Origin of the sequence: Rhizobium sp. 62_C5_N11_2, assembly GCF_051811185.1 — a bacterium.
GTDB classification, from domain to species: domain Bacteria; phylum Pseudomonadota; class Alphaproteobacteria; order Rhizobiales; family Rhizobiaceae; genus Rhizobium; species Rhizobium leguminosarum.
The window spans coordinates 3,756,104-3,780,938 of the sequence record NZ_JBPWPW010000001.1; the positions used below are offsets into that span (position 1 = coordinate 3,756,104).

Below are 24,835 nucleotides of genomic sequence, written 5' to 3' on the forward strand. Positions count from 1 at the left end.
AAGGCAACCGGCCTAAAGCGCGTTGCGCTTTAGGCCCTTATTTCAACGCATGTCGTTGTCGCAAAACCGCTGCACACTTTTGCGCGACATGCTTTAGATGTCACTGTGACAAGGTCACCTTGGCGGAGGACACCGTTGCCTCGATATGGTCGACCAGCTGGTCAGCAAGTCCGAGGCGGCCGGCAAGCAGATCGAGATAACCGCGCTCGGCGCGCGAATCCGGGTCGATGGTGAGCCGCGAGGCGGTGTAAAGCTCGACACGCTGTTCTTCCGTCGTCGCGGCAGCAACGAGCGCATCGATATCCGTCGGCGAAGCGAGTTCCTGCTCGATGAAGGCCGCAGCCTCGCCGCTGACGTCCGCGGCCTTGACCTTGTCCATGATGAGGGCGCGTTCGGCATCGTCGATATGGCCGTCGGCCTTGGCGGCGGCGATCATCGCCCGGATCAGCACCAGCACGAATTCGTTGCTGCCGGCAGGCGACGCCGGCCCGAAACCGGACTCGGCAGGCGGCGGCAGGAGAACCGGGTTGTTTGCCGACGGCGCATCCGAGGGGGCTGCCGGCGCCTGCCCCGCCTGGTAATTCTTGTAGGCCTGGTAGCCGAGACCGGCAATGGCGGCAAGACCGCCGATCGCCAGTGCATTGCCGGCAATACCGCGGCCGGTCTTGGTGCCGAGAAGTACGGCGGCAATGGCGCCAGTCGCCAGCGGATTGTTCTTTGCCGTCTGCACGGCGTCGCCGGCCCTGTCGCGGACGGAACCGCCAAGACCCGGCATCTGTGAACCCAAGAACTGGTCCAGAAGCTTCTTTGCGTCGAACATTCCTCGTCGTCTCCCTGTTTGAAACTGGAGGAGAACATAGGTTTGCGACGGCTGAAATACAAATAGGGGGAGCGGGATTGAGCCGTGAGGTTCGCCCGCCCCCTGCCAAAACTCAGGCCTTCAGCGCTGCCGCCTCTGCCGCGAGCTTGGTAATGCCAGCCCAGTCGCCAGCTGCAACCAGTTCCTTCGGCGCCACCCAGGAGCCGCCGACGCAGATGACGTTCGGCAGCGAGAGATAATCATGGGCGTTCTTCAGCGAAATGCCGCCGGTCGGGCAGAACAACGTGCCTGCAAGCGGCGAGGACAGCGCCTGGAGATAAGCGGCGCCACCGGCCTGCTCCGCCGGGAAGAACTTCAATACCTGGTAGCCTTCTTCCCGCAGCGCCATGACTTCGCTGGCGGTCGCGGCCCCCGGAAGCAGCGGCACGTCGGAATCGGCGGCGGCATCGAGCAGCTCTTGCGTCGTGCCGGGGCTGACGATGAACTTCGAACCGGCGGCGACGGCGGCTTCCCAATGGGCGACATTCAGGATCGTCCCGGCGCCGACTTCGGCGCCCTCGACCTCGGCAGCGACGGCGCGCACGGCTTCGAGTGCCGCCGGCGTGCGCATGGTGATCTCGATCGCCTTCAGCCCGCCCGCGACGAGCGCGCGGGCGAGCGGCACCGCTGACTTCGCATCGTCGACGATCAATACCGGAACGACCGGCTGGAGTTTCAGGATGGAAAGGAGCTTCTCTGTTTTCTCGCCCATGGTCGTGCGACTTCCTTGAAACGATTGAATTTGCATCCCGAATAACGCCCCCGCGGAACCTTGTCGAGATAAAACCGGACCGCATCACAAGAAGGGTATGAAATGCCTGGAAAGTGGGCTACCGTGCCGCAATCGTCACAAAAGGTTCACCGGCATGGCGAAAGAAATCGAGCGGAAGTTTCTTGTACGCAGCGATGGATGGCGTTCCGCCGTCGAGACGAAGTCTGTCCTCAGGCAGGGTTACATCGCCTCGATGGACGACCGTTCCGTGCGGGTGCGCATCCTCGACGGCAGGAAGGCGAGATTGACGATCAAGATCGGCCGCAGCACCATCACTCGTGACGAATTCGAATACGATATCCCAATCGCCGATGCCGAAGAGTTGCTGCTGAACGCGATCGGCGTCGTCATCGAGAAGACGCGCTACCGCGTTCCGCATGAGGGTTTCGTCTGGGAAGTCGACGTCTTTACCGGCGAGCATCGCGGACTGGTGATCGCCGAGGTGGAGATGACGGCGGAAACCGACGATCCGGCCCTGCCCGCTTGGCTCGGCCGCGAAGTAACCGGGGACTTCCGCTATTCCAACCAGGCCCTTGCCACAGAATACGGGCACGACAGGCATGGCCTATCGCATTCGGCCTGACGCCGATTTCACCGAAGCGTTCCGTAGCGTCGCCACCAAGCAGCTGGAACACGCCATCACTGTCCTCAGGAAGCGCCCGGACGGCGCGCATGAGGCGATCCATTCCTTCCGCAAGAACCTGAAGCGACTACGCTCGCTCTACCGCCTCGTGGCCCGCGAAATTCCGGATTTCCAAGCCCAAGAAAATGCGAGGCTGCGCGATGCCGCACACTCGCTTTCGGCGATCCGCGACGCTACCGCCCTCATCGGCACCGCCCAATATCTGCAGCATGCAGCCCGCGGGAACGAGGAGAGCGAGGCGCTCGGCCGCATCGTCACCATCCTCGAAGGCCGCCGTGATTGGATGGCGGAAGCCGAAAGCGGCCTGGAACAGCGGCTCGCGGAAACCTCCGACGTTCTGAAGGAGGCGATCGCCGCCTTAGACGCCGTCTCCTTTGATGGCGGCCACCGCAAAAATGCACGCATGCTGGCGAAGAGCTGGCGCCGCATCGCGCGGAAGGCCAAGACCGCGCTTACAGCCTGTCACGGCGAGGCATCGGCCGACGATTTCCACGATCTGCGCAAACGCACCTACGACTATCGGCTCTACCATGCTCTTTTGCGCGACATCTGGCCGGGCGCGATGAAGGCTAAGCGCGATGCGGCCAGCGAACTCGTCGAGGATCTCGGCCACATCCATGATCTCACCGTACTCTCCGAACTGGTAGAGGCAGAACCGCAGCTCTTCACTCGCAATGACGACCTGACGCATCTGCTCGACATCATCATCTTCCGCCAGCAGGAAGACCGGCGGCAAGCGCTGATCAAAGCCGAAGCCGTCTTCGCCGATGATGCCGACGAGGAAGCCCAGCGCATCGAGCTTCTCTGGCTGTTGGCCGGGAGTTGAGAGACAGCGAAACCGGAAGTGCCTGCGCGTTGCTCTGCATTTCCTGCAATATCACAAAGAACCCTGTTGACCTCAACCAATCTTGAGGTCCTAGCTTGCGGTGGTCAAACAAGCAGAGACCTGATCCGCGAGGAAAAAATGACCGCCGAAAATGCCGCGATGCCGAAGGTACTCGGGCTCTACGAAACACATCTGACCGTTGCCGATCTCAAGACCTCCACGGAATTCTACCGCGATGTCGTCGGGCTCGAACTCGCAGCGTCGTTCGAGGAGCGCAAAGTCACTTTCCTCTGGGTGGACGACAGGAAGACCGGTATGCTCGGCCTTTGGGAAACCGGAACCGGGCCGCTGAAGATGCGGCTGCACATCGCCTTCCGCATGACCGCCGATGGCGTGCTGCAGGCGCCTGACATTCTCAGGGCAAAGGGCGTGGAACCTCTCGGCTTTACCGGTGAACCGGTAACGGAGCCGGTGGTTCTCGGCTGGATGCCGGCGCTGTCGATCTATTTCAAGGATCCGGACGGGCACTCAATCGAGTTCATCAGCGTTCTCGACGCCCACCCCGACCGGAGCTTCGGCGTGCAGCCGTTTTCCGAATGGCAGGCGCAGGGATAATCGATTACCTGTCAAGGCCGCCACCGGCGAAGGCAATTGCGCCGCCCGCTGATTTTCTGTATTTCCGGGCCCATGACCGACAGCCTGACACACACCAGCCCGTTCCTCGTGGCCGCACTTTACCATTTCGTTTCCGTGCCGCGCTTTGCCAGCCTGCAGGCACCGCTGCAGACGCTTTGCGAGGAGAATGGCGTCAGGGGAACGCTGCTTCTGGCGCATGAAGGCATTAACGGCACGATCGCAGGCCCGGATGCCGGCATTCAAGCCGCGCTCGCCTTCCTGCGCGCCCAGCCGGAATTTTCGGGCCTAGAGCACAAGGAAAGCCGCGCCTCGAAAATGCCCTTCCTGCGCATGAAGGTGAAGCTGAAGAAGGAAATCGTCACCATGGGCGTCGAGGACATCGACCCCAACAAAGTGGTCGGAACCTATGTGGCGGCCAAGGACTGGAATGCGCTGATCTCCGATCCCGATACGATCGTCATCGACACCCGCAACGACTACGAGACGGCAATCGGCACTTTTCGCGGCGCGCTCGACCCGAAGACCAAGACCTTCCGTGAATTTCCCGATTGGGTGCGCAACAATCCCGGCCTGCACAACAAGCCGAAGGTCGCCATGTACTGCACCGGCGGCATACGTTGCGAGAAGGCCACCGCTTTCATGAAGGCTGAGGGCTTCGACGAGGTCTATCATCTGAAGGGCGGCATCCTGAAATATCTGGAGGAAGTGCCGCAAGAGGAAAGCCTCTGGGATGGCGCTTGCTTCGTCTTCGACGAGCGCGTCTCCGTCGAGCACGGTCTGAAGGAAGGCGAACACAGGCTGTGCCACGCCTGCCGCAACCCGATCACCGCCGAGGAAATCACCTCGCCGCTCTACGAGGAAGGCGTTTCCTGCAGCCACTGCTATCATAAGCGCACGGAGGAAGACCGGCTGCGTTACCGTCAGCGGCAGCACCAGATCGCCCTCGCGAAAAAGCGCGGCCAGCGACATTTCGGCAGCTAAGCCGGGATTCCGGTTGGAACAGCCTTGCTGTCTGAGGATCAGGCCACCGGTCAGACAGCGCCGATGCGGCGCCGAGCTTCCGGCTCCGCTGCACGCCGCTCGTTCAGCATCTCGGTGATAAGGTCTGATGTCACAGGCTTTCCGAACCAATAGCCCTGCAGGCAGTCGCAGCCGAACAGGCGCATGGCTATCGCCTGCTCCTCGGTCTCGATGCCTTCGGCCGTCACCGGAATGTCGAGCGAGCGGGCAAGCGCTACCGTCGCCTGCAACATCTCGCGCTGGCGTTTGTCCTCGTTGACACCCATGACCAGCGAGCGGTCGATCTTGATGCGGTCGAAGCCGAACTGCCTGAGATAACCGATCGAGGAGAAGCCGGAGCCAAAATCGTCGAGCGCCACCTTAACCCCCAGCCCCTTCAACCGTTCGATCGACTGGCGGGTGCGCTGCGGATTCTGGATCATGTAGCCTTCGGTGATCTCGAGCGTGATACGACCGGCCTCGATCTCCGTCTGCTTCAGCACGTAGCGCACATAGTCGGTAAAGGCGGGATTGCGGAACTGGCCGGGCGAGACGTTGACCGAGACGTTGAGGTCCGGCCATTGCTTGGCTGTCTCACAGGCTTTGCGCAGCACGAACAGACCAAGTGATTCGATGAGGCCGCTGGTCTCGGCGATCGGGATGAACAGCTCGGGCGAAACAGGGCCATGGCCCGGACGGTTCCAGCGCACCAGCGCCTCGACGCCGGTCATGGCATGCGTCGCCGCATCGATCAGCGGCTGGTAGGCAAGCGTCAGGTCGCCGCTTTCGATGGCGATCCGGAGATCGAGCTCCAGCGCATTGCGCTGCTCTCGATCGGCGTCCATCGACGGGTCGTAGAGCGTCATGCGCGCGCGGCCGGCCTCCTTCGCCTTGTACATGGCAAGGTCGGAACGGCGCACCAGCTCCTCACGCCCGATCGCCCCGAAAGGCGACATGGCGATACCAATGCTTGCCCCAACCACGACGACACGGCGACCGATCTCCAATGGCTCGACGAGAAAATCGAGGATCTGCTCGGCAAGCTGCAGGGCAGCGGCATTCTCGCTGTCGGAGAGAAAGGCGATCGCAAATTCATCGCCGCCAATACGGGCAAGAACCGCACCTTGCGGAATGAGCACGTCGAGCCCGGCCGCGACCGCGCGGATCAACTGGTCACCGGTGCCGTGGCCATAGCTGTCATTGACTTCCTTGAAGCCATCGAGGTCGAGATAGAGGAGCAGCACGTTGCGCTTGGTCTGGCGCGCCTCGACGACAAAACGATCGACGGCGAGACCGAGGCCGTCGCGATTGGAAAGGCCGCTCAGCCTGTCGCGCAGCGCCTCCTCGCGGGCGCTGCCTTCCTCCGCCTTCAGGCGGCGGCCGGCAAGCCAGCCGATGACCAGCAGCACTGCGAAAAACAATCCGACGAGGCCGAGCGCCTGGATGACCATCGGTCGCACCTGTGCATAGGCGATATCGCCGGGTGAACGCGAGGCCCAGACGAGCTTGCCGAGCGTTGCCCCCGTCGGATCGACGATCGGTACGCGATAGTCGGCCGCAAAGCTCGGCGGCGCCAGCCTCAGCCCGCCGATGACATAGGTCTGGCCGAGAGCAGTCACCCTGTCGTCATCGAGATGGCGGGCGAAAACGAGGTAGCGGTGCTGGCCGGCGGGCACATCAAGCGCACCGGACTTTTTCCGAACCAATGCCACGCCGACAGCGGCAATGCCCCGTTTGGTGGTGACGAAACCGACCGCTTGAGGACGATCGGCCGGACCGGCCGCCTTCACCGTGTCGAGCAGGCTCCAGAGCGACGGCGCGAAGAAATCCGTGAGCGGCTCCTCCATCGGCTTGCCGTCGCGATAGGCCATGATCGCCTGCTTCTCACCATCGATGACAATCGCCATGTCGAACAGTGAGCTGTTGACCGACATCTCGCCGTAATTGCTCACCGTCCAGGCCATACCGTCAGGCGCGTAGACGTTGACGGCGGCGTCGTCCCAGGCGGCGTAATCGTCAAGCGTCGCGCCGAGCTGATCCTCGAAGGTCTTTAACGCGCCGATAGTCGTTTCGCGCGAGCGCTCGTCATCGAGGAGATTGGCATTTTCAGCCACGCGTTCGAGCGCCGTCAGCACCATGATGGTGACGACTGCGACGATGACCGCGAAGGAGAAAAGCACGCCGGTGACGGTGATGTGACGGCTTACTCCCGATCCTTTGCTCTGCGACTTTCCGGCTGTCTGCATTACGACTCCCTGACCGTCGGACTTTGCCAGCCAAGGGTTCAAAAACGTTTAAGCAACCGGCTGTTGCAGGTTTCTGACGAGCTATTTTTGTGCCCCGCCTGAGGACGCACCCCTAACCCGGCTTATGATTGCCCTTCGGGAACTTGGCCGCGAGTTCGCGATACCATTTGCCGCTCTTTTTTACCGTACGCACCTGGGTCTCATAATCGACATGGACTAAACCGAAGCGCATGCGGTAGCCTTCCGCCCATTCGAAATTGTCCATCAGGCTCCAGGCGAAATAGCCGCGTAGGGGATAGCCGTCCTTGATGAGGCCGGCAACGATTTCGAGGTGATCGCTGACATAGTCGAGGCGCATCGTGTCGTCGACCTCGCCGTCGATGACATCGGTGTTGTCGCAGGCGCCGTTCTCGGTGATGTAGCATTCCGGCAGTTCGTAGCGACGGTAGAGGTCCTCGACCGAGAGCTTCAGGCCCGGCGCATAGATTTCCCAGCCGATATCGGTCTTGACGTCGCTTGCCGGCGGCGCTTCCACCGTCCAGGGGAAATCGCCTTTGCGTTCGGCATCATCAGTGACCCGCTCGGGCTTGTAGTAGTTCAGGCCCCACCAGTCGAGTTTCTGGCTGATAAGCTTCAAGTCGCCATCTTCGATGACAGGCATGCGGTCGCCGAGCGCCTCGACGAATTCCTTCGGATACTCGCCCTTGAAGACGGGATCGAAGAAGGCGCCGTTGTGGAACTGATGCGCACGCTCGCCGGCGGCAAGATCGGCCGGGCTGTCGGAGCCGGGAATGATCGAGGCGGCGTTGAGCACAAGCCCGACGGGCACATTTGGGGCTTCCGAGCGGATCACCTCGACGCCGAGGCCGTGGGCAAGGTTCATGTAGTGCATGGCGTGAAGGGCGGCCTGCATGTTGCGCTCGCCCGGAGCATGGATGCCGTAGAGATGGCTGAGCCAGACGATGCACCAGGGTTCGTTGAAGGTCGCGACCCGGTCGAGGCGATCGCCAAGGCGGTTCATCACCGTCTTGGCATAGCGCTGAAACGCATAGGCGGTCGAGCGCGCCGTCCAACCGCCCTCGCCGGCGAGCAACAGAGGCAGATCCCAGTGGTAGAGCGTCGCGAAGGTCTTGATGCCGCGCGCCTTGCAGCCGTCGACCAGCCGATCGTAGAAATCGAGGCCGGCCTCGTTCACCGGACCCGTGCCTTCGGGGATAATGCGCGGCCAGGCAATCGAGAACCGATAGGCTTCGACACCCATTTCCTTGATGAGATCGAGGTCCTGTTCCAGCCTGTTATAGTGATCGCAGGCAACGTCGCCGTTATCGCGATTATGGACGCGGCCGGGCATATTGCAGAAAGCATCCCAGATGGATGGCTTGCGGCCATCGGCTTTGCTGGCGCCTTCGATCTGGAAGGCAGCGGTGGCAACGCCGAAAGTGAAGTCGCCGGGAAAGCGCTCCGCGAGTTTCTTCGGATCGATCATCTGTAAATCCTATCTCTCAGGTTGAGCCGTTTGCGCCGGATTTAGCCAAGCCTGAAGGCAAAGTACAGGCTGGCCGGAAGAAAAACTGCAACGTTGCAGGAGGAAAAACAGAACAGCTGCAACGGCGTTGCAGCCGCCCCTCCCCCACCACGGAGCTGCCCTCATAACGGCAATGTCAGCAGTCGTGATTTGGCCGTTGAGACCGCGATCCTTACACGGGGAAATGGCATCACAAATATGAAAGGAATCCAATGCTCTCTTCGGTCCATTCGCTGCAGCCTCATCTGCTGAGCCTGTTGCGCATTGTCTCGTCACTTGTACTTTTCAGCTACGGAACACAGAAGATCCTGCATTTTCCGGCTGCGGCAAGTGTGCCGCCCGCGGGCTCGCTCTCCTGGATTGCCGGGCTGCTCGAACTCACCCTCGGCTTCCTGGTCCTGGTGGGATTCCAGACCCGTATCGCAGCCTTCGTGCTCTCCGGCCTGATGGCCTTCGCCTATTTCATCGGGCATGCCTCGAAGGGCATATACCCCGCCCAGAACGGCGGCGTTGCGGCGATCCTGTTCTGCTTCGTGTTTCTTTATCTGGTGGCGGCAGGCGCCGGACCCTTGAGCGTCGATAACCTACTGAAGCGTGGCCGCACCGCTGCTGCCTGACCGAAAATAAAATAAAACGCCGAGGCGACTTGAGATCGCCTCGGCGTTTTTCATTGGGCCACGCGGATCGGTACATTCAGACCTTGATCCAGGCGCCGTTCTTCTTCGAAGACGCGACACAGGCTTCGACGAAGGCCACACCCTTCACGCCGTCATCGACTGTGGGATAGACCACCGCCTTGTCGACGGCCTTGCCCTTCTTGCGGGCGTTGATCGCATGCGCGGCTTCCGTATAGATCGTCGCAAAGGCTTCGAGATAACCTTCCGGATGCCCTGATGGCACGCGCGTGACACGGCCGGCAGCAGCGCCTGAACCCGCGCCGCCCCGAGTGATCAGCCGCTTCGGCTCGCCGAAAGGCGTGTACCACAAGTAATTCGGGTCCTTCTGGGTCCATTCCAGCCCGCCCTTGGTGCCGTAGACACGCACCATCAGGCCGTTTTCATGGCCGGGCGCCACCTGGCTGCACCAGAGCATGCCCTTTGCCGGCTTCTCCGAGCCCTTCGCCTTGAAGCGCAGCATGACATGCGCATTATCGTCCAGCCGGCGGCCCGGAACGAAACTGTCGAGATCGGCGGCAAGGCTGTCGAGCTCCAGGCCAGTGATGAAAGCGGCGAGATTGTAGGCATGCGTGCCGATATCGCCGGTCGAGCCGCCGACGCCGGACTGCGCCGGATCGGTGCGCCAGGCGGCCTGTTTCTGGCCGGTTTGCTCGACTGCTTCCGTCAGCCAGTCCTGCGGATATTCGGCCTGGACGACGCGGATGTCGCCGAGTTCGCCATTCGCAATCATCTCCCGCGCCTGGCGGACCATCGGATAGCCGGTGTAATTATGTGTCAGCACGAAGAGCGCGCCGCTCTCGTCGGCGATCTTCTTCAGCTTCTTCGCATCGGCAAGGTTGGATGTCAGCGGCTTGTCGCAGATGACATGAATGCCGCGCTTCAGAAATTCCTTGGCCGCATCGTAATGAACATGGTTCGGCGTGACGATAGCCACCGCCTCGATGCCATTCTTCAGCTTCGCCTCGCGGATCGCCATCTCGCGATAGCTGGAATAGGTCCGCGACGGATCGAGGCCGAGGTCGCGGCCGGATGCGATCGCCTTTTCGGGCGAAGCCGACAGCGCGCCGGCGATGAGATCGTACTGATCGTCGATACGTGCCGCGATACGGTGCACCGCGCCGATAAACGCGCCCGCGCCGCCGCCCACCATGCCGAGCCGGATGCGCGGCTCGCGTGTCTGTTCGGATGATGCTTCGATTGCCATTGATTCCTCCTGAATTTTTCTTCCCTTCTCCCCTGGGGGGTTCGAAGGACGGGTTGAGCCCCGTGGCTCAACCCCGGTCGGTGGCCCGGAGGGCCGGATGAGGGCGCCTGGCGACAGATATGCCTTTCGCTTGTCGCTCAAGGCATTCGTGGCTATCGCTCCTCATCCCCCTCATCTGCCCTTACGAGCATCTTCTCCCCACTCGGGAGAAGGGAATAGAAGCTTAGAGCCCCAGCATCCGCCGGTTCGCCGCCTGATCCGTGCCGCTGCCGGCGAAATCGTCGAAGGCTTTTTCGGTGACGCGGATGATATGGGCGGCAACGAATTCGGCGCCTTCGCGGGCACCGTCCTCCGGATGCTTCAGCGCGCATTCCCATTCGACCACGGCCCAGCCGTCGAAATTATTCGCCGTCATCTTCGAGAACACCGCGCCGAAATCGACCTGGCCGTCGCCGAGCGAACGGAACCGGCCGGCGCGTTCGACCCAGCCCTGATAGCCACCGTAGACGCCCTGGCGCCCGGTCGGATTGAACTCAGCATCCTTGACGTGGAACATCTTGATGCGGTCTTTGTAGATGTCGATGTTGTCGAGATAATCGAGGCACTGCAGGACGTAGTGCGAGGGATCGTAGAGCATGTTGGCGCGCGGATGGTTCTTCACCCGCTCCAGGAACATCTCGAAGGTGATGCCGTCATGGAGGTCTTCGCCCGGGTGGATCTCGTAGCAGACGTCAATACCGTTCTCGTCCGCATGGTTGAGGATCGGCGTCCAGCGGCGGGCGAGTTCGTCGAAGGCGGTCTCGACCAGACCGGCAGGACGCTGCGGCCAGGGATAGATGAAGGGCCAGGCAAGCGCGCCGGAGAAGGTCGCATGCGCCTTGAGCCCGAGGTTTTTGGATGCCGTCAGCGCCATCTTGACCTGCTCGACAGCCCATTCCTGACGCGCCTTCGGATTGCCGCGCACCTCCGGTGCGGCAAACCCGTCGAAGGCTTCGTCATAGGCCGGGTGAACGGCGACGAGCTGTCCTTGCAGATGCGTGGAGAGTTCGGTGATCTCGATGCCGTTTTCGCGCGCCTTGCCGGCGAATTCGTCGCAATAGTCCTTGGACGTGGCGGCCTTCTTCAGATCGATCAGCTGGCTGGCCCAGGTCGGCACCTGGACGCCCTTGTAACCGATGTCGGCCGCCCATTTGGTGATCGCGTCCCACGAGTTGAAAGGAGCAGTATCGCCCGCGAACTGGCCAAGGAAAAGGCCGGGGCCCTTGATCGTCTTCATGTCAGATTCCTCCCTGAATATCGACCGTAAACGTTTCTGAAGTGTTGTAGCACGCAATTTGACGGGAGCAAGGCGCCTCCTCGCCCTTGGCTCGTGATTTGGCGCGAAGCCAGATGCGATATGGCGGCGAGCTAATCATGATGGGCTTTGGCGGGCAAGAGGTACGTGCAGCATTTTCGGCCACCCGCTCTATTGAAGCATAAAAAATGCGCCCATCCTTTCGAATGGGCGCACATCTCCAATGAATGGATCAGAACGGAGAATCCGGGAAGTAGAAGTCCTTGGCATTGTCCTTGGTGACGAGCGTCGCGTCGAGGATGTAGCTGCCGTGAACCGGGACCTGGTCGTAAAGTGCCGCCGCCGTCAGCTCCATCGCTGTGCCGACCATTGCCGGCGGATAGAGAACGTCGACCGGGATCAGCTTGTCGCCATCCATGACCTTCTTGACCATGTCCTTTGAGCCGGCGCCGGCGACGACATACTTGATGTCAGTGCGCTTGGCCTGCTCGATCGCCTGCAGAACGCCGACGGCCATGTCGTCGTCCTGGCACCATACGACGTCGATCTTCTGGTACTTGGTCAGGTAGTCCTGCATGACCTTGAAGGCATCGTCGCGGTTCCAGTTGCCGTACTGGCGGTCAAGAACCTTGACGTTCGAGCCGGCAATGCCCTTGTCAAAGCCATCCTGGCGCTGCTGGTCGATCGGGATCGGCAGACCGCGGATGATGACCACTTCGGCATCCGGCGTGGTGTCCTTGATGTACTTGCCGGCGACTTCGCCGAGAGCTGGGTTGTTGCCGGCGACATAGAGATCGCGCACGGAATTGTCGTTGTTGCTCGGCGCACGGTCGACGAGGGCGACGAACTTGCCCTTGCCCTTGACTTCCTTGATGGCGTTGACGAGCGGATCCGGATCCGACGGCAGGATGACGAGGGCGTCGATGCCCTGCGTATCGAGATCCTGCACGGCGTTGGCCTGGCTTGCGGCGTCCGGCGAGGTCTTGACGATGACGTTGAGACCGGGATGTTCGGCCATCAGCAGCTTGGCAACGCGTTCGGCATGGAACACCACGCCCGACGTCCAGCCGTGGTCGGCGGCCGGAATGGACACGCCGATCGTGAATTTCTTGTCCTGGGCGTGAGCGGCGCCGGCGAAGGTCACCGCCGCAACCGCCAGGCCCAACATCAATTTACGCATGCTATTTCCTCCCAATAATTCAGGGACTTTTCCATATCGGGACCGGACGCCCTGTAAGCCCGATCAATTGCAAGCCCGGTCAATTCATGATTTGCGCACCAGCGAGCGCTGGACGAACATGGCGATGATGATGATCGCACCCTGGATGGCGCCGATCAGATATTCGCTGATGAAATTCGAAAGCAGCATGATGTTGCCGACCAGTTCGAGAATGAAGGCGCCGCAGATCGTGCCCCAGACCCTGCCCGCGCCGCCCTTGAGCGCCGTGCCGCCGACGACGACGGCCGTGATCGCCTGCAACTCCCACAGGATGCCCGTCGTCGCCGACGTCGAGCCGAGACGGGGAACATAGAGCAGCACAGCGATGGCGACGCACAGTCCCTGGATGACGAAGGCGATCGTCCTGACGCGATTGACCGCGATACCTGAATAGCGGGCGACATCGCTGTTTGATCCCACAGCGACGACGTGGCGCCCGTAGCGGGTGCGATAGAGGATGAAGGCCGCAACCGCCGTCACTGCCAGGATCACCACGATCGGCACGGGTATGCCGGCGACATTGCCGAAATAAGCAGGGCGATAGAGCGTCTGGATATCGGCGGAGCGAAGCGTGATCGCGCCGCCCTGCGACAGCCATGTCGTCAGGCCGCGATAGATACCCATCGTGCCGAGCGTCGCGATGAAGGGCTCGATCCTGCCCACCGTCGTGATCAGGCCGTTTGCCAGACCGCAGAGCGCGCCGGCGACGATCGTGAAGACGACCGCGACCGTCAGCATCAAAGCCGGGTTTGCGATGGCGCCCGAATTCATCAGCAGGATCATCAGGCTGGCGACGAAGGCCACCATCGAGCCGACAGACAAGTCGAGATCCCCTGCTGATATCACGAAGGTCGCACCGACCGCGATGATGGCGATGAAAGCGCTGCGCGTCGCGACATTGGCAAGGTTGGTAATGCCGATGAAATTCGGATTGACCAGGGCTCCGACGATCAGCAGCAGCGCAAGGGCGACGAAGGGTGCGACCGCACGCAGGTCGACATCCCGCCAGGATCGGCGCCGGATTTCCCTGGTCTCCTCGTTGACACTCATTTCCAAAACCAACCTCCCGTCCCATATTTTCTGGGCATCTTATGTGTCCTCCTGATCGGCAAAGCCCTGCTTCAGCCTTCAGGCGGCCGCCTTCTTCTTGAGCCCGGCGGCGTAACGCATGATCTCCTGCTCGGAAATCTCGTCTCCTTCGAGCACGCCGACGATACGCCCTTCGCGCATCACCGCCACTCTCGTGCAGAGGCCGATGACCTCCGGCATCTCCGAGGACACGACGATGATCGACCGGCCGTCCCGGGCGAGCGCCGAGATGAAATGATAGATCTGCTGTTTGGTGCCGACATCGATGCCGCGCGTCGGCTCGTCGATGATGATGATCTGAGGCTCGGTCTCCATGACCTTGGCCAGCAGCAGCTTCTGCTGGTTCCCCCCCGACATCCGGCCGGCGACGATATTACCGTCGCGAACCCTGATATCGAAGCGGCGCTTGGCCTTTGCCATCGCGGCCGCTTCGCTGCCCGGGCTCAGATAGCCGTGACGAGCGTGCCTTCCGAGCGATTGCAGTGTCAGATTGGTCACCATGCCGGAGCGCAGCAGCAGGCCTTTCGACTTGCGGTCCTTGGTCATGTAGGCGAGCCCGCAGCGATTGGCGGCATGCACGTCGCCGGAGGGAACAGTTTCCCCCTTGATGACCACCTCGCCCTCGAGACGGGTCCGCAATCCGGCGATCGCTTCCATCAGTTCGGTGCGGCCCGAGCCGATCATGCCGGAAAAACCGATGATCTCGCCCTTGCGCACCTCGAAGCTCGCATCCTTTACATACCCCGTCGACACCGAGGCGACGCTGAGGACGATCTCCTCGTCGACATCAGGCTCGACCTTGGCGGGATAGAGGCTGGAAAGTTCGCGGCCAACCATCAGCTGTGCGATCGATTCCCCGTCCAGAATGGACGTCGCCGAAGTCTTGATCCACTGGCCGTCGCGCAGCACCGTGACGCGGTCGGTCAATTCCATCACCTCGTCGAGCTTGTGGGACACGAAGACGAAGCTGGTACCCTGGTCGCGAAGCTTGCGAACCTGCTTGAACAGCATATTGGTCTCTTCCCGCGACAGCACCGCGGTCGGCTCGTCCATGAACACCACCCGCGCATCGCGGCTGATCGCCTTGGCGATTTCGACCATCTGCTTGTCGGCGATGGAAAGCGTGCTGATCAGCGCATTCTCATCGACATGCGAACCGAGCACGTCGAGAACCTTGCGTGTCTCCGACCGCATATATTTGCGGTCGAGCATGCCGAAACGCGTGACTTCGCGCCCGAGAAAGAGGCTCTCCGTCACGGTCAGATGTTCGGCAAGGTTAAATTCCTGGTGAATGATGACGATGCCGAGCGCCTCGGCGGCGCCGTTGGGCGGCAGGACGACGGGCTTGCCGTCGAGCAGGATTTCACCGGAACTCGGCTGTTCGAAACCGGACAAAACCTTGACAAGCGTGGATTTGCCGGCGCCATTTTCACCCATGAGCGCATGGATTTCGCCAGCGCGGAGATCGAAGTTCACGCTGAAGAGGACCTGCACTCCACTGAAGGATTTGCATATGCGCCTGGCGGACAGCACCACGGGTGCGGTGTCGGCGATCTCCACGGTCATCTGATCCTCCCCAAAGCGGCTCCCCGTCCGCTCTGAAGCCTTATGTAAACCTTTACATACATCGTGTAAAGGTTTACATCGTTGATTTACACAGATCAGTTGAAGCCTGCCTTTGACCTCTCGACAAGTCTGTGTAGTGTCGCGGCGAAGACAGCCCAAGGCAGAGCTCAGTGTCGAATTCCACGCCCGCAACCATCGAAGACGTCGCCCGGATCGCCGAGGTCTCTATCGCGACGGTTTCCCGGGCAATCCACATGCCGGAGAAGGTCGCCAACTCCACGCGCCTCAAGGTCAACCAGGCGATCGCCATCACCGGCTATACCACCAATGCCATGGCGCGCAGCCTGAGGCTCGGCCGCTCCAACATGATCCTTGTCGTGGCGCCCGATATCGGCGATCCCAATTTCTCCAACATTCTCGTCGGGCTGGAGAACGAAGCGCGCGCGCACGGCTACGGCATCCTGATCGGCCACACGCAGAACGATGCCCAGCGCGGTCTGGAATATCTGAAATTCTTCAATTCCAACCAGGCGGCCGGATTGATCCTCTTCACCGGTATCCTGCCCTTCGGGCATCAGACGATGACCGCACGGCTGCCGCCGAGCGTCGGTGTTTTCGAGCCCGTCTTCAACGGCGGCATTCCCTATGTGGGCGTCGACGATACCGAGGGCGCTCGGAAAGCGGTGGACCTGCTGCTGGCCGAAGGGCATCGCAAGATCGCCTTCATCGGCGATTCGCGCACCCGGCTTGCCTATACCAGGCGCCGGATGGGTTACGATGCCGGTCTCGACGCCGCCGGCATCCCGCCCGACACCAGGATCGTGCTCGAAGGTGACGGCACGATCGAAAGCGGGCGGCATGCGGTCGAACAGCTTTTCATGCGCGACACGCTTCCGACGGCCTTCATGTGCGTCAACGACCAGACGGCGATCGGCGTTATGGTCGGGCTCGGCGCGCGAGGCTACGATATTCCGCGGGATTTCTCGGTGACCGGTTTCGACGACGTGCCGCAGGCGGTCTTCATATCGCCGCCGCTGACCACGATCCGCCAGCCGAGAACGGCAATCGGCAAGCAGGCGATGGCTCTGCTGCTGGAACTCCTGTCCGATGGCCGGCCGACCGAAACGGAAATCCTGCTGCGGCCGGATCTGGTGGTTCGAAACTCCGTCTCAGCCCCATCCCGCAACTGGTCGAAACGGTAAACCAATAGAGGCTGAAGGCTTTGCGCCCTCGCCGGGCCGAAGAGGCTTGCGCCGGCGGTCGATGACCGCCGGCGCGCTTCATCAAACGTAACGGTTGACGACGTTCTCCAGCAGTTCCTGCTTGCCGGATCTCGGCTGCGGGTTCACGTCGTGGCTTTCGACATAGTGGGTGATCTCATCCAGCGAATACTCGCCGCGGAAGAGCTTCTGCGCCTCGGCGGATTCCCAGCCGGCATAACGATCGGCGAGCGGCTGCGACAGAGCCTTGTCCTCGATCATCTTGGCAGCGGCCTTCAGGCCGCGGGCGCAGCAATCCATGCCGCCGATATGGCCGATCAGCAGATCCGCCGGGTCGAGAGACTGACGGCGAAGCTTCGAGTCGAAGTTGGTGCCGCCGGTCTTGAATCCGCCACCTGCCAGAACATGGTAATAGGCGAGCGCCATTTCCGGAACATTGTTCGGGAACTGGTCGGTATCCCAGCCGGACTGGTAGTCGTTGCGGTTCATGTCGATCGAGCCGAAGATGCCGAGTGCATTGGCAAGCGCCAGCTCGTGCTCGAAGGAGTGGCCGGCAAGGATCGCGTGGCCCTGCTCGATATTGAGCTTCACCTCGTTTTCAAGGCCGTGCTTCTTGAGGAAGCCATAGACGGTCGCGACGTCGTAATCATACTGGTGCTTGGTCGGCTCCTGCGGCTTCGGCTCGATCAGGATCGTGCCCTTGTAGCCGATCTTGTGCTTGTATTCGACCACGAGGTTGAGGAAGCGGCCGAGCTGGTCGAGCTCGCGGCCGATATCGGTGTTGAGCAGCGTCTCGTAACCTTCGCGACCACCCCAGAGCACGTAGTTTTCGCCGCCGAGCTTCTGCGTGGCATCGATGCAGGTCTTTACCGTCGCAGCTGCGAAAGCGAAGACATCGGGATCCGGATTGGTCGCAGCGCCCGACATATAGCGGCGGTGGGAGAAGAGGTTCGCCGTGCCCCAGAGCAGCTTGGTGCCGGTTGCGGCCTGCTTCTCGGCGAAATAATCGACGATCTCGTTGAGGTTCTTGGTGTTTTCGGCGAAACTCTTGCCCTCAGGACGCACGTCGGCGTCATGGAAGCAGTAGTAGGGCGAGCCGAGCAGCGAGAAGAATTCGAAGGCGACGTCGGCCTTGAGCTTGGCGGCCTTCATCGTGTCCTCGAACCACGGACGCAGGAAGGTCTGGCCACCGAACGGGTCGCCGCCCGGCCAGGTGAAGGTGTGCCAATAGGCCACCGCAAAGCGCAGATGGTCTTCCATGCGCTTGCCCATGACGATCTCGTCCGGCTGGTAGTAGCGGAAGGCCAGCGGATTGGTGCTGTCCGGGCCTTCGTATTTTACTTTCTGGATATCGCCGAAAAATCCGGTGCTCATGTTGGTTCTCCTTGGGTTCACTCTTGTCTGTTGTTCCGTGTGGCCCCCTCACCCTACCCTCTCCCCGCTGGCGAGAGGGAAAGAGGCGCCGCTGCTGGTCTCTCCTCCCCTTGGGGAGAGGGTGCAGGCAGGCGGATCGGCGGCTGCCCAAATATCAATGCGCCAGCGACTTGATCGCCGGGTAGAGCGCGCGGTAGCGCTTGTAAGCATCCTCATAAGCGCCGCTCAGTGCCGACACCGGCTCGATCGTTCCGGCTGTTACCGGCGGCGTGCAGACGGCAATGGGATCTGCCCCCGTTGCTGCGATCAGGCCGAGGCGGGCTGCGCCAAAGGCCGCGCCGAAATCGCCGTCGGCCGGCAGGTCGACCGGAACGCCGAGCGCGGTCGCGATCGACGCCAGCCAATAACGCGAGCGCGAACCACCGCCGATCGCCGTGACCCGGGATATACCGGTGCCGGCCGAGCGCAGCGCTTCGAGATTGTCGCGAATGGCGAAGGCGACACCTTCGAGCACTGCCTGGGTGAGAACGACACGGCTGCTTTCGTGTTCGAGGCCGATGAAGGCGCCGCGGATGACGGCATCATTGTGCGGTGTGCGCTCGCCGGAGAGATAAGGCAGGAAGGTGACACCGGTGGGCGCCTTCAGCGTGTCGCCGACCTCGCCGGTAAGATCGGCGGCCGATCTGCCGGTCACACCGGAATGCCAGTTCAGTGCATCGGTCGCCGACAGGATGACGCCCATCTGGTGCCAGGTGTTCGGCAGCGCGTGGCAGAAGGCATGCACGGCGCTTTCCGGCTTCGGCAGATACGAGCCGTTGGCGGCAAAAAGTACGCCTGATGTGCCGAGCGAGACAAAGGCGGCGCCATCGCTGACCGTGCCCATGCCGCAGGCCGAAGCCGCATTGTCGCCGGCACCACCGGCGACGACGACATCACCTGATATACCCCATTGCGCCGCCAGTTCGGACCGCAGCTTGCCGGCCTGCTCGGTGCCTTCGACAAGCGCCGGCATCTGCTCCTCGGAAAGCTTGGTGGCGGCGAGCAGTTCGGAGGACCAGGCGCGTTTGCCGGTGTCGAGCCAGGAAGTGCCGGCAGAATCCGACATTTCCGAGATATATTCGCCAGTCAGCCAAAGACGCAGGTAGTCCTTCGGCAAGAGCACCTTGGCGATCTTGGCGAAGACATCGGGCTCATGTTTTGCGACCCAGGCGAGCTTCGGCGCCGTGAAGCCGGGGAAAACGATGTTGCCGGTGAGCGCGCGAAAGCGCGGATCGGCATCGAGTGCCGCGGCCTCGACGTAGCTCCGGGTGTCGTTCCAGAGGATGCAGGGGCGCAGGACCTTGTCGGAGGCATCGATGAGCGTTGCGCCGTGCATCTGGCCGGAAAGGCCGATGCCCTTGACCGCAGCTAACTCCTTCGGATGTTTTGCCTTGAGGCCGGCGACAGCCTCCTCCGTGGCGCGCACCCAGTGGGCCGGCTCTTGCTCCGACCAGCCGGAATGCGGACGCGAGACGTCGAGCGAACCATTGGCCGAGCCGACGATCTTCTGATCACCGTCGATCAGCATCGCCTTGACGCCGGAGGTTCCGAGATCGAGACCCAGATACATGTGGTATTTCTCCCTTTGCCGTTACGGCAGATTGTCTTTCAGGAATATGTCGAGGCGGATGCGCTCCTGCGCTTCGATGACGGCAAGCCCGTCCGCCTTGGCTTTCAGCACGCGGATTGCGCTGCGCACCTCATGGCCGGCATCCTGGTTGAGGATCGCATCGATCGTGTTGTCGATGAGTGCCGCCCGCGTATGGGCGGTCAGCTCGTGGGCAATCACGGTCAGTATGCGGTCGACGGCCTTCTCCTTCAGCGCCCGGATCAGGCCGCGATTGCCGGCGCCGAGGCTGTAGACGCCGATGATCCCGGCATTCCTCGAAAGCGCGTCAGCGACGAGCATGTGGGCGACCTCGGGGTCGTCGCGGCCTTCGAGAACCGGCAGGATCGCCAGATCAGGAAATTCCTCGGCCATGACTGCGCTAAAGCCCTCCAGCCGCTCGCGATGATCGCGCACGAGCATGGAGCCGGCGAGCACAGCGATCTCGCCCTTTCGCCGCCCAAGAAATCGACCGAGCAGTCGGGCGGCTGTACGGCCGGCCGCGATATTGTCGACGCCGGCATAGTGATGGCGCAGCGAGCCCGTGAGATCGGAAACCAGGGTAACGATGGGAAAGCGCTCGCGCACCAGCCGGTCGACGGCGGCGCGCACCTCAGGCGCATCGGTCGCGACCAGTGCGATGCCACAAGGTTTTTCCTGGGAAAGCCCTTCGAGCACGGAGACGAGGGCGGCCGGATCGAAGGCCGGCACCTCGATGGTGCGGATATCGGTACGCTCGGCCGGCGAGCGGAGAGCGGCCTGCCGGATTTCGGCATTGAGCCCGTACATGAAGGAATTGTCGCTGGCCGGAAGGATGAAGACCAGCGGATAGGTGCGCCCCTTGGCAAGATTGGCGGCGGCGACGTCTCTGACATAACCGAGCTCGCGGATCGCGGTCTCGACCTTTTCCCGCGTGACGTGGCGCACACCGGGGCGCTGATTGAGAACCCGGTCGACAGTCGCGAGACTGACACCGGCGGCAGCGGCGATATCGTGAACTGTTGGCCTCATCATTCCTCCTGACGAGACCATTAGCGCCATTTTTGATGTACGTAAATCAAAAAATCGAATAGGCCAATTTCCGCTTTGTTTTCCGGTATTGCCGTCCGCTTCGCACCGATCCGGCCAGCGCTTATCTGGCTGATGGCACGGAGGCCAGAAAACGGCAAACAAAAAGGCCCTCCGAAGAGGGCCTTTTCAAGGGGCGGCAGGCCGGAGGTCAGTGGCCGCCACCGCCTCCCCCGCCTTGCGGCGCGGGTTTCTTGATCATCGCGACACCGAGGATCATCGCAAGGAAGAGTGCGGTCAGGATCAGGAACACGTCGCTGAAGGAGAGGATGATCGCCTGCTTGGTGGCAAGCCCGACCATCTGCTTGATCGCGACCGAGGCGCCATCCATGCCATAGGTATTGAAATTCGCGGCCATGTTGTTCATCTGGTCGATCGCCGCCGGATTGCCCCAATCCATATTCTCCCGCAGCCGCTCGTAATGCACGTCCTGCCGATTGGTGAGCACGGTGTTGATGACGGCAAGGCCGACGGCGCCGCCGAGGTTTCTGGTCAGATTGAACAGGCCGGACGCGCCGCGCATGCGCGAGGGCGGCATCGTGCCGAGCGCGATGTTGTTGATCGGCACCATGCACATCATCAGCCCGAAGCCACGCAGGATCTGCGGGATGAACAGTTCGTAGAAATCCCAATCCGCCGTCAGATGCATCATGATGAAAGTGCCGGCAGCGAAACTGACGAAGCCGATCACCATCATCAGGCGCAGGTCCATCTTGGTCGACAGCCGGCCGGCGATCGGCGCGGTGAAGAACATCGCAAGTCCGGAGACGAACATCGTCTCGCCGATCATCAATGAGTCATATCCACGGATGCGCCCGAGATAGACCGGATAGATATAGGTGAGGCCATAGAGGCCGATGCCCATGACGAAAGAAAACACCGAGCCGAAGGAAAAATTCCGGTTCGCGAAAGCCTTCAGGTCGACGACGGGGAAATCCACCGTGAAGGCGCGATAGAAGAAGACGATGGCTGCAACGCCGGAGGCAACCGCTGCGATGGTGATGGAACTGTCGCTGAACCAATCGTTCGAATTGCCCTCTTCGAGCACATATTCCAGCGCGCCGAGGAACACACCCATCGAGATCAGCCCCCACCAGTCGAACTTCTTGAAGAGCGACAGTTCCGGCTTGTCGAAATCGATGAAGTTCCAGGTGACGATCGTGACGATGATGCCGGGAACGATATTGACGAGGAACAGCCAATGCCAGGAGAAGGCGTGGCTGAGATAACCGCCGACCGTCGGGCCGATAGTCGGCGCCAGCGTCGCGATCAGGCCGATGATCGGCGAGACGATGCTACGCTTCGACGGCGGGAAGATGGTGAAGGCGGCCGCGAAGACCGACGGGATCATGCCGCCGCCGATGAAGCCCTGGATGACCCGATAGACGATCATCTGGTCGATATTCGTCGCCGTCGCCGCCAGCGCGCTCGCCATGGTGAAGCCGGCGGCCGAGATCGCGAAGAGATAACGCGTCGAGATGATGCGCGCCAACGTGCCAGACAACGGGATCATGATCACTTCCGCGATCAGATAGGACGTCTGCACCCAGCCGATCTCGTCGCTGCCGGCCGAAAGGCCAGCCTGGATCTCCGCAAGCGAGGCCGAAACGATCTGGATGTCGAGGATCGACATGAACATGCCGAGCACCATCGCGAAGAAGGCGATGAGCTTCTTCGGGTCCATGCGCTCGTCGGCATGAGCAGGCGCTGCCGGAATCGTCCCCGCTGTTGCTGTCGCGCTCCCGGCCATCAGACCACCTCCGCCTTTCCAGACCAATTCCGTTTTTCTTCGAATTACGGAATTGCTCTATCTCTTCGTTTTCACGCAATTCCGGGTGCAAAACCGCCTGCACACTTTTGCAGGTCTTGCTCTAAAGGCTTACTTGCTCGGCGCCGTACGGGTGTCGACGTCGACGACGACGCTCAGGCCCGCGCGCAGACGCCCGCTGTCGAGCGCATCCTGCGGCAGCGCGATGCGCACTGGCACCCGCTGGATCACCTTGGTGAAATTGCCCGTGGCGTTTTCAGGCGGCAGCATCGAAAACACCGAGCCGGAGGCCGGAGAGATCGATTCGACGGTGCCGACAACAGGATGATCGCTATAGGCATCGACCTGGACGTTGACCTTCGAACCCGGCACCAGATGCTGGATCTGCGTTTCCTTGAAATTGGCGTCGATGTAGAGCTGGCGCACCGGAACGAGTGCCATCAGGCGCTGGCCGGGAGAGACGAGGTCGCCTTCCTGGACGGAGCGGTTGCCGACAATGCCGTCATAAGGCGCCTTGAGCACGGTGAAGGAAAGGTCACGGACGGCCTTGTCGCGCGAGATTTCCAGCGAACGGACCGAGCCTTCCGCTTCCTTGCGCTGGGCCTGGAGGATGGTGATGTTGGCCTGTGCAGCGGTGATGTTGGCGTCGCCGCCGGCAAGATTGGCCTTGGCCTGGTCGAGGGCGATATTGGCGTTGTCGAGATCGGCGGCGGTGCCGACCGACTTCGCCTGAAGGTCGCTCTGGCGCTTCTGAGTGATCTCGGCACCGCGAACGGCCGCTTCGAGTGCCACCTTCTGCGCCTGCGCCTGCACGAGGCTCGCATTCGCGCCTTCGATCTGCGCGTCGATACGCTGCAGCGAAAGCTGTTCGGTGACGATCTGGGCCTGGGCCAAGTCGAGGGCGTTCTGATAGTCGCCGTTATCAAGCGTGGCAAGCACGTCGCCCGCTTTGACTTCCTGGTTGGCGACAACGTTCACCTTCGCGACGTAGCCCGTGACCTTCGGCGAAATCGTTGCGATATCGCCTTCGATATAGGCGTCGTCGGTCGACACCATGAAGCGGCCGTTCGTCCACCATTCGTAACCATACCAGCCGCCGCCTGCGAGAAGGGCGAGCACGACGATCGGCAGCACCGGGCTGCGGCGCTTCTTTGCTGCCGCAGGTGCGGCGGCGACCGAAGCCGGCGCCGACTGCGCGGGAGCGGAAGGTACTTCGCGGGCTTCCGCCGTCGGAGCTTCTGCAACGGCCGCAACCTCGGCCTTTACCTCTTCGGTCCCGGCGTTTTCGCTGACGATACGCGCGACGTTGCTCTTCTGGTTGCTCGACATAACCACTTTACCGATCTTGGAGTAAATAATCGAACTGAACGGTTCGGTTCAGTTGACTTAAACCTGTTTTATCGTCATATCAAGATGTATAGAACCAATCGGTTCGATTTCTTTAAAGAAAATGCGAAACCGTAAACACGGTTAAGAGGACATGACGCTGAAACTCGACCACGCCGCTGTATTCAGCCCTCCCGCTGCCGGAGGCCGATTTGCCGCAGGCGAAGATCCGGCCAAGCGCCAACAGATTCTCGCCGGCGCCAAGCGCGTCTTCATGAAGATGGGTTTCGACGCCGCCAGCATGAATGACGTGACGCGCGAGGCCGGAGTCTCCAAGGGAACGCTCTACGTTTATTTCACCAACAAGGAAGAGCTGTTTTCGGCGATGATCGAGACCGAGCGCGCCGCCTTCGTGGCGGCCGTGCGCACGGCACTTGCCGAACATGACGATCCCGAAGCCGGCCTGTACGAATTCGGGATAAGCTTCGTCACCCACATGACCGATGAGAAGGTCATCAACGCGATGCGCACCGTTCTCGGCGTTCGCGACCGCATGCCGGTGCTCTGTCAACGCTTCTTCAAGGGCCCGGTAAACCTGCGCACCATCATGCGCGACTTCCTGGAACGGCACATCGCCGAAGGCAGGCTGGAGATCGACGACATCGATCTCGCCGCCGGCCAGTTTCTCGATCTCGCCAGCGGTAGTTTCTTCAAACTCCGCCTGTTTGGAAGCATGGAAGAGCCGCCGCCGCGTGACGAAATCGAGCGCGTCATCCGCGGCGCCATCCGGGTCTTCATGGCCGCCTATGGCGTGCGCCGGCACGAGACCGCCTGACCACACCCTAGACCGCCGCACTCATCGGCCAAAATCCCGCAATA

The 24,835-nt window shown here is 61.6% G+C and carries 21 protein-coding genes; 7 read left to right on the plus strand and 14 right to left on the minus strand.

Annotation, left to right across the window (positions count from 1 at the left end):
• Positions 1-100 precede the first annotated feature (100 nt).
• Positions 101-820, minus strand: coding sequence for a tellurite resistance TerB family protein (locus AB8B31_RS18585; protein ID WP_112905199.1), 720 nt, complete (start codon positions 818-820; stop codon positions 101-103).
• 112 nt (positions 821-932) lie between these two features.
• Positions 933-1,571, minus strand: coding sequence for a 2-dehydro-3-deoxy-phosphogluconate aldolase (locus AB8B31_RS18590; protein WP_166480788.1), 639 nt, complete (start codon positions 1,569-1,571; stop codon positions 933-935).
• A 154-nt stretch (positions 1,572-1,725) separates the two neighbouring features.
• On the opposite strand from AB8B31_RS18590, the gene AB8B31_RS18595 reads away from it, so the two are divergent.
• The 4 genes from AB8B31_RS18595 (at position 1,726) to trhO (ending at position 4,717) form a co-directional block, all read left to right on the plus strand.
• On the plus strand, positions 1,726-2,214 hold the full coding sequence (locus AB8B31_RS18595) for a CYTH domain-containing protein (protein WP_018243610.1): 489 nt from the start codon (positions 1,726-1,728) through the stop codon (positions 2,212-2,214).
• A complete protein-coding gene (locus AB8B31_RS18600; RefSeq protein ID WP_166480787.1) occupies positions 2,192-3,100 on the plus strand; it encodes a CHAD domain-containing protein in 909 nt (302 codons plus the stop codon). The genes AB8B31_RS18595 and AB8B31_RS18600 overlap by 23 nt, the downstream gene beginning before the upstream one ends.
• A gap of 138 nt (positions 3,101-3,238) precedes the next feature.
• Entirely contained in the window at positions 3,239-3,715 is a 477-nt protein-coding gene (locus AB8B31_RS18605) for a VOC family protein (protein WP_166480786.1), read from the plus strand.
• 72 nt (positions 3,716-3,787) lie between these two features.
• Positions 3,788-4,717, plus strand: coding sequence for an oxygen-dependent tRNA uridine(34) hydroxylase TrhO (trhO, locus tag AB8B31_RS18610; RefSeq protein ID WP_026188529.1), 930 nt, complete (start codon positions 3,788-3,790; stop codon positions 4,715-4,717).
• Positions 4,718-4,767: 50 nt separating this feature from the next.
• Here the strand turns inward: trhO and AB8B31_RS18615 are convergent, their stop codons facing one another.
• Both AB8B31_RS18615 and AB8B31_RS18620 read right to left on the minus strand, forming a co-directional pair.
• Entirely contained in the window at positions 4,768-6,981 is a 2,214-nt protein-coding gene (locus tag AB8B31_RS18615; RefSeq protein WP_166480785.1) for a putative bifunctional diguanylate cyclase/phosphodiesterase, read from the minus strand.
• Between the two features lie 112 nt (positions 6,982-7,093).
• Complete coding sequence (locus AB8B31_RS18620) at positions 7,094-8,467, minus strand: GH1 family beta-glucosidase (protein ID WP_166480784.1); 1,374 nt, start codon at positions 8,465-8,467, stop codon at positions 7,094-7,096.
• Positions 8,468-8,718: 251 nt separating this feature from the next.
• Between AB8B31_RS18620 and AB8B31_RS18625 the strand changes: the two genes are divergently transcribed.
• Entirely contained in the window at positions 8,719-9,123 is a 405-nt protein-coding gene (locus AB8B31_RS18625) for a DoxX family protein (RefSeq protein WP_018243616.1), read from the plus strand.
• Positions 9,124-9,199: 76 nt separating this feature from the next.
• Here the strand turns inward: AB8B31_RS18625 and AB8B31_RS18630 are convergent, their stop codons facing one another.
• The 5 genes from AB8B31_RS18630 to AB8B31_RS18650 all read right to left on the minus strand — a co-directional run bounded on the left by AB8B31_RS18630 (position 9,200) and on the right by AB8B31_RS18650 (position 15,555).
• Positions 9,200-10,387 (minus strand): Gfo/Idh/MocA family protein, encoded by a 1,188-nt coding sequence (locus AB8B31_RS18630; protein ID WP_018243617.1) that lies wholly within the window; start codon positions 10,385-10,387, stop codon positions 9,200-9,202.
• A 223-nt stretch (positions 10,388-10,610) separates the two neighbouring features.
• Positions 10,611-11,663 (minus strand): sugar phosphate isomerase/epimerase family protein, encoded by a 1,053-nt coding sequence (locus tag AB8B31_RS18635; RefSeq protein WP_012759029.1) that lies wholly within the window; start codon positions 11,661-11,663, stop codon positions 10,611-10,613.
• 250 nt (positions 11,664-11,913) lie between these two features.
• Positions 11,914-12,861 carry a substrate-binding domain-containing protein gene (locus tag AB8B31_RS18640; protein ID WP_018072728.1) on the minus strand — a complete coding sequence of 316 codons (948 nt, stop codon included), beginning with the start codon at positions 12,859-12,861 and terminating at the stop codon, positions 11,914-11,916.
• 84 nt (positions 12,862-12,945) lie between these two features.
• Positions 12,946-13,950 (minus strand): ABC transporter permease, encoded by a 1,005-nt coding sequence (locus AB8B31_RS18645; RefSeq protein WP_018243618.1) that lies wholly within the window; start codon positions 13,948-13,950, stop codon positions 12,946-12,948.
• 78 nt (positions 13,951-14,028) lie between these two features.
• Positions 14,029-15,555 carry a sugar ABC transporter ATP-binding protein gene (locus AB8B31_RS18650; protein WP_018446022.1) on the minus strand — a complete coding sequence of 509 codons (1,527 nt, stop codon included), beginning with the start codon at positions 15,553-15,555 and terminating at the stop codon, positions 14,029-14,031.
• 170 nt (positions 15,556-15,725) lie between these two features.
• On the opposite strand from AB8B31_RS18650, the gene AB8B31_RS18655 reads away from it, so the two are divergent.
• Positions 15,726-16,757, plus strand: coding sequence for a LacI family DNA-binding transcriptional regulator (locus AB8B31_RS18655; RefSeq protein ID WP_003543025.1), 1,032 nt, complete (start codon positions 15,726-15,728; stop codon positions 16,755-16,757).
• 81 nt (positions 16,758-16,838) lie between these two features.
• Here AB8B31_RS18655 and xylA read toward each other — a convergent pair whose 3' ends face one another.
• From xylA to AB8B31_RS18680, 5 genes are all read right to left on the minus strand, one after another.
• Entirely contained in the window at positions 16,839-18,149 is a 1,311-nt protein-coding gene (gene xylA / locus AB8B31_RS18660; RefSeq protein ID WP_018243620.1) for a xylose isomerase, read from the minus strand.
• A 154-nt stretch (positions 18,150-18,303) separates the two neighbouring features.
• A complete protein-coding gene (gene xylB / locus AB8B31_RS18665; RefSeq protein ID WP_166480783.1) occupies positions 18,304-19,758 on the minus strand; it encodes a xylulokinase in 1,455 nt (484 codons plus the stop codon).
• Positions 19,759-19,779: 21 nt separating this feature from the next.
• On the minus strand, positions 19,780-20,805 hold the full coding sequence (locus AB8B31_RS18670) for a LacI family DNA-binding transcriptional regulator (protein WP_018446020.1): 1,026 nt from the start codon (positions 20,803-20,805) through the stop codon (positions 19,780-19,782).
• A gap of 208 nt (positions 20,806-21,013) precedes the next feature.
• Complete coding sequence (locus tag AB8B31_RS18675; RefSeq protein WP_166480782.1) at positions 21,014-22,612, minus strand: DHA2 family efflux MFS transporter permease subunit; 1,599 nt, start codon at positions 22,610-22,612, stop codon at positions 21,014-21,016.
• Between the two features lie 129 nt (positions 22,613-22,741).
• Positions 22,742-23,959: an HlyD family secretion protein gene (locus AB8B31_RS18680; RefSeq protein ID WP_028733938.1), complete on the minus strand. Its 1,218-nt coding sequence runs from the start codon at positions 23,957-23,959 to the stop codon at positions 22,742-22,744.
• A gap of 151 nt (positions 23,960-24,110) precedes the next feature.
• Here AB8B31_RS18680 and AB8B31_RS18685 point away from each other — a divergent pair, with 151 nt between their 5' ends.
• Positions 24,111-24,791 (plus strand): TetR/AcrR family transcriptional regulator, encoded by a 681-nt coding sequence (locus AB8B31_RS18685; RefSeq protein ID WP_018446017.1) that lies wholly within the window; start codon positions 24,111-24,113, stop codon positions 24,789-24,791.
• Positions 24,792-24,835: the final 44 nt, after the last annotated feature.

Excerpts from the sequence above, each read along its gene's own strand:
- AB8B31_RS18625 (WP_018243616.1), top strand. The coding sequence starts at position 8,719 with ATGCTCTCTTCGGTCCATTCGCTGCAGCCTCATCTGCTGAGCCTGTTG.
- AB8B31_RS18600 (WP_166480787.1), top strand. The coding sequence starts at position 2,192 with ATGGCCTATCGCATTCGGCCTGACGCCGATTTCACCGAAGCGTTCCGT.
- AB8B31_RS18585 (WP_112905199.1), bottom strand. The coding sequence starts at position 820 with ATGTTCGACGCAAAGAAGCTTCTGGACCAGTTCTTGGGTTCACAGATG.
- AB8B31_RS18630 (WP_018243617.1), bottom strand. The coding sequence starts at position 10,387 with ATGGCAATCGAAGCATCATCCGAACAGACACGCGAGCCGCGCATCCGG.
- AB8B31_RS18590 (WP_166480788.1), bottom strand. The coding sequence starts at position 1,571 with ATGGGCGAGAAAACAGAGAAGCTCCTTTCCATCCTGAAACTCCAGCCG.
- trhO (WP_026188529.1), top strand. The coding sequence starts at position 3,788 with ATGACCGACAGCCTGACACACACCAGCCCGTTCCTCGTGGCCGCACTT.
- xylA (WP_018243620.1), bottom strand. The coding sequence starts at position 18,149 with ATGAGCACCGGATTTTTCGGCGATATCCAGAAAGTAAAATACGAAGGC.
- AB8B31_RS18635 (WP_012759029.1), bottom strand. The coding sequence starts at position 11,663 with ATGAAGACGATCAAGGGCCCCGGCCTTTTCCTTGGCCAGTTCGCGGGC.
- AB8B31_RS18640 (WP_018072728.1), bottom strand. The coding sequence starts at position 12,861 with ATGCGTAAATTGATGTTGGGCCTGGCGGTTGCGGCGGTGACCTTCGCC.
- AB8B31_RS18685 (WP_018446017.1), top strand. The coding sequence starts at position 24,111 with ATGACGCTGAAACTCGACCACGCCGCTGTATTCAGCCCTCCCGCTGCC.
- AB8B31_RS18620 (WP_166480784.1), bottom strand. The coding sequence starts at position 8,467 with ATGATCGATCCGAAGAAACTCGCGGAGCGCTTTCCCGGCGACTTCACT.
- AB8B31_RS18650 (WP_018446022.1), bottom strand. The coding sequence starts at position 15,555 with ATGACCGTGGAGATCGCCGACACCGCACCCGTGGTGCTGTCCGCCAGG.
- AB8B31_RS18605 (WP_166480786.1), top strand. The coding sequence starts at position 3,239 with ATGACCGCCGAAAATGCCGCGATGCCGAAGGTACTCGGGCTCTACGAA.
- AB8B31_RS18670 (WP_018446020.1), bottom strand. The coding sequence starts at position 20,805 with ATGAGGCCAACAGTTCACGATATCGCCGCTGCCGCCGGTGTCAGTCTC.
- AB8B31_RS18680 (WP_028733938.1), bottom strand. The coding sequence starts at position 23,959 with ATGTCGAGCAACCAGAAGAGCAACGTCGCGCGTATCGTCAGCGAAAAC.
- xylB (WP_166480783.1), bottom strand. The coding sequence starts at position 19,758 with ATGTATCTGGGTCTCGATCTCGGAACCTCCGGCGTCAAGGCGATGCTG.
- AB8B31_RS18595 (WP_018243610.1), top strand. The coding sequence starts at position 1,726 with ATGGCGAAAGAAATCGAGCGGAAGTTTCTTGTACGCAGCGATGGATGG.
- AB8B31_RS18675 (WP_166480782.1), bottom strand. The coding sequence starts at position 22,612 with ATGGCCGGGAGCGCGACAGCAACAGCGGGGACGATTCCGGCAGCGCCT.
- AB8B31_RS18645 (WP_018243618.1), bottom strand. The coding sequence starts at position 13,950 with ATGAGTGTCAACGAGGAGACCAGGGAAATCCGGCGCCGATCCTGGCGG.
- AB8B31_RS18615 (WP_166480785.1), bottom strand. The coding sequence starts at position 6,981 with ATGCAGACAGCCGGAAAGTCGCAGAGCAAAGGATCGGGAGTAAGCCGT.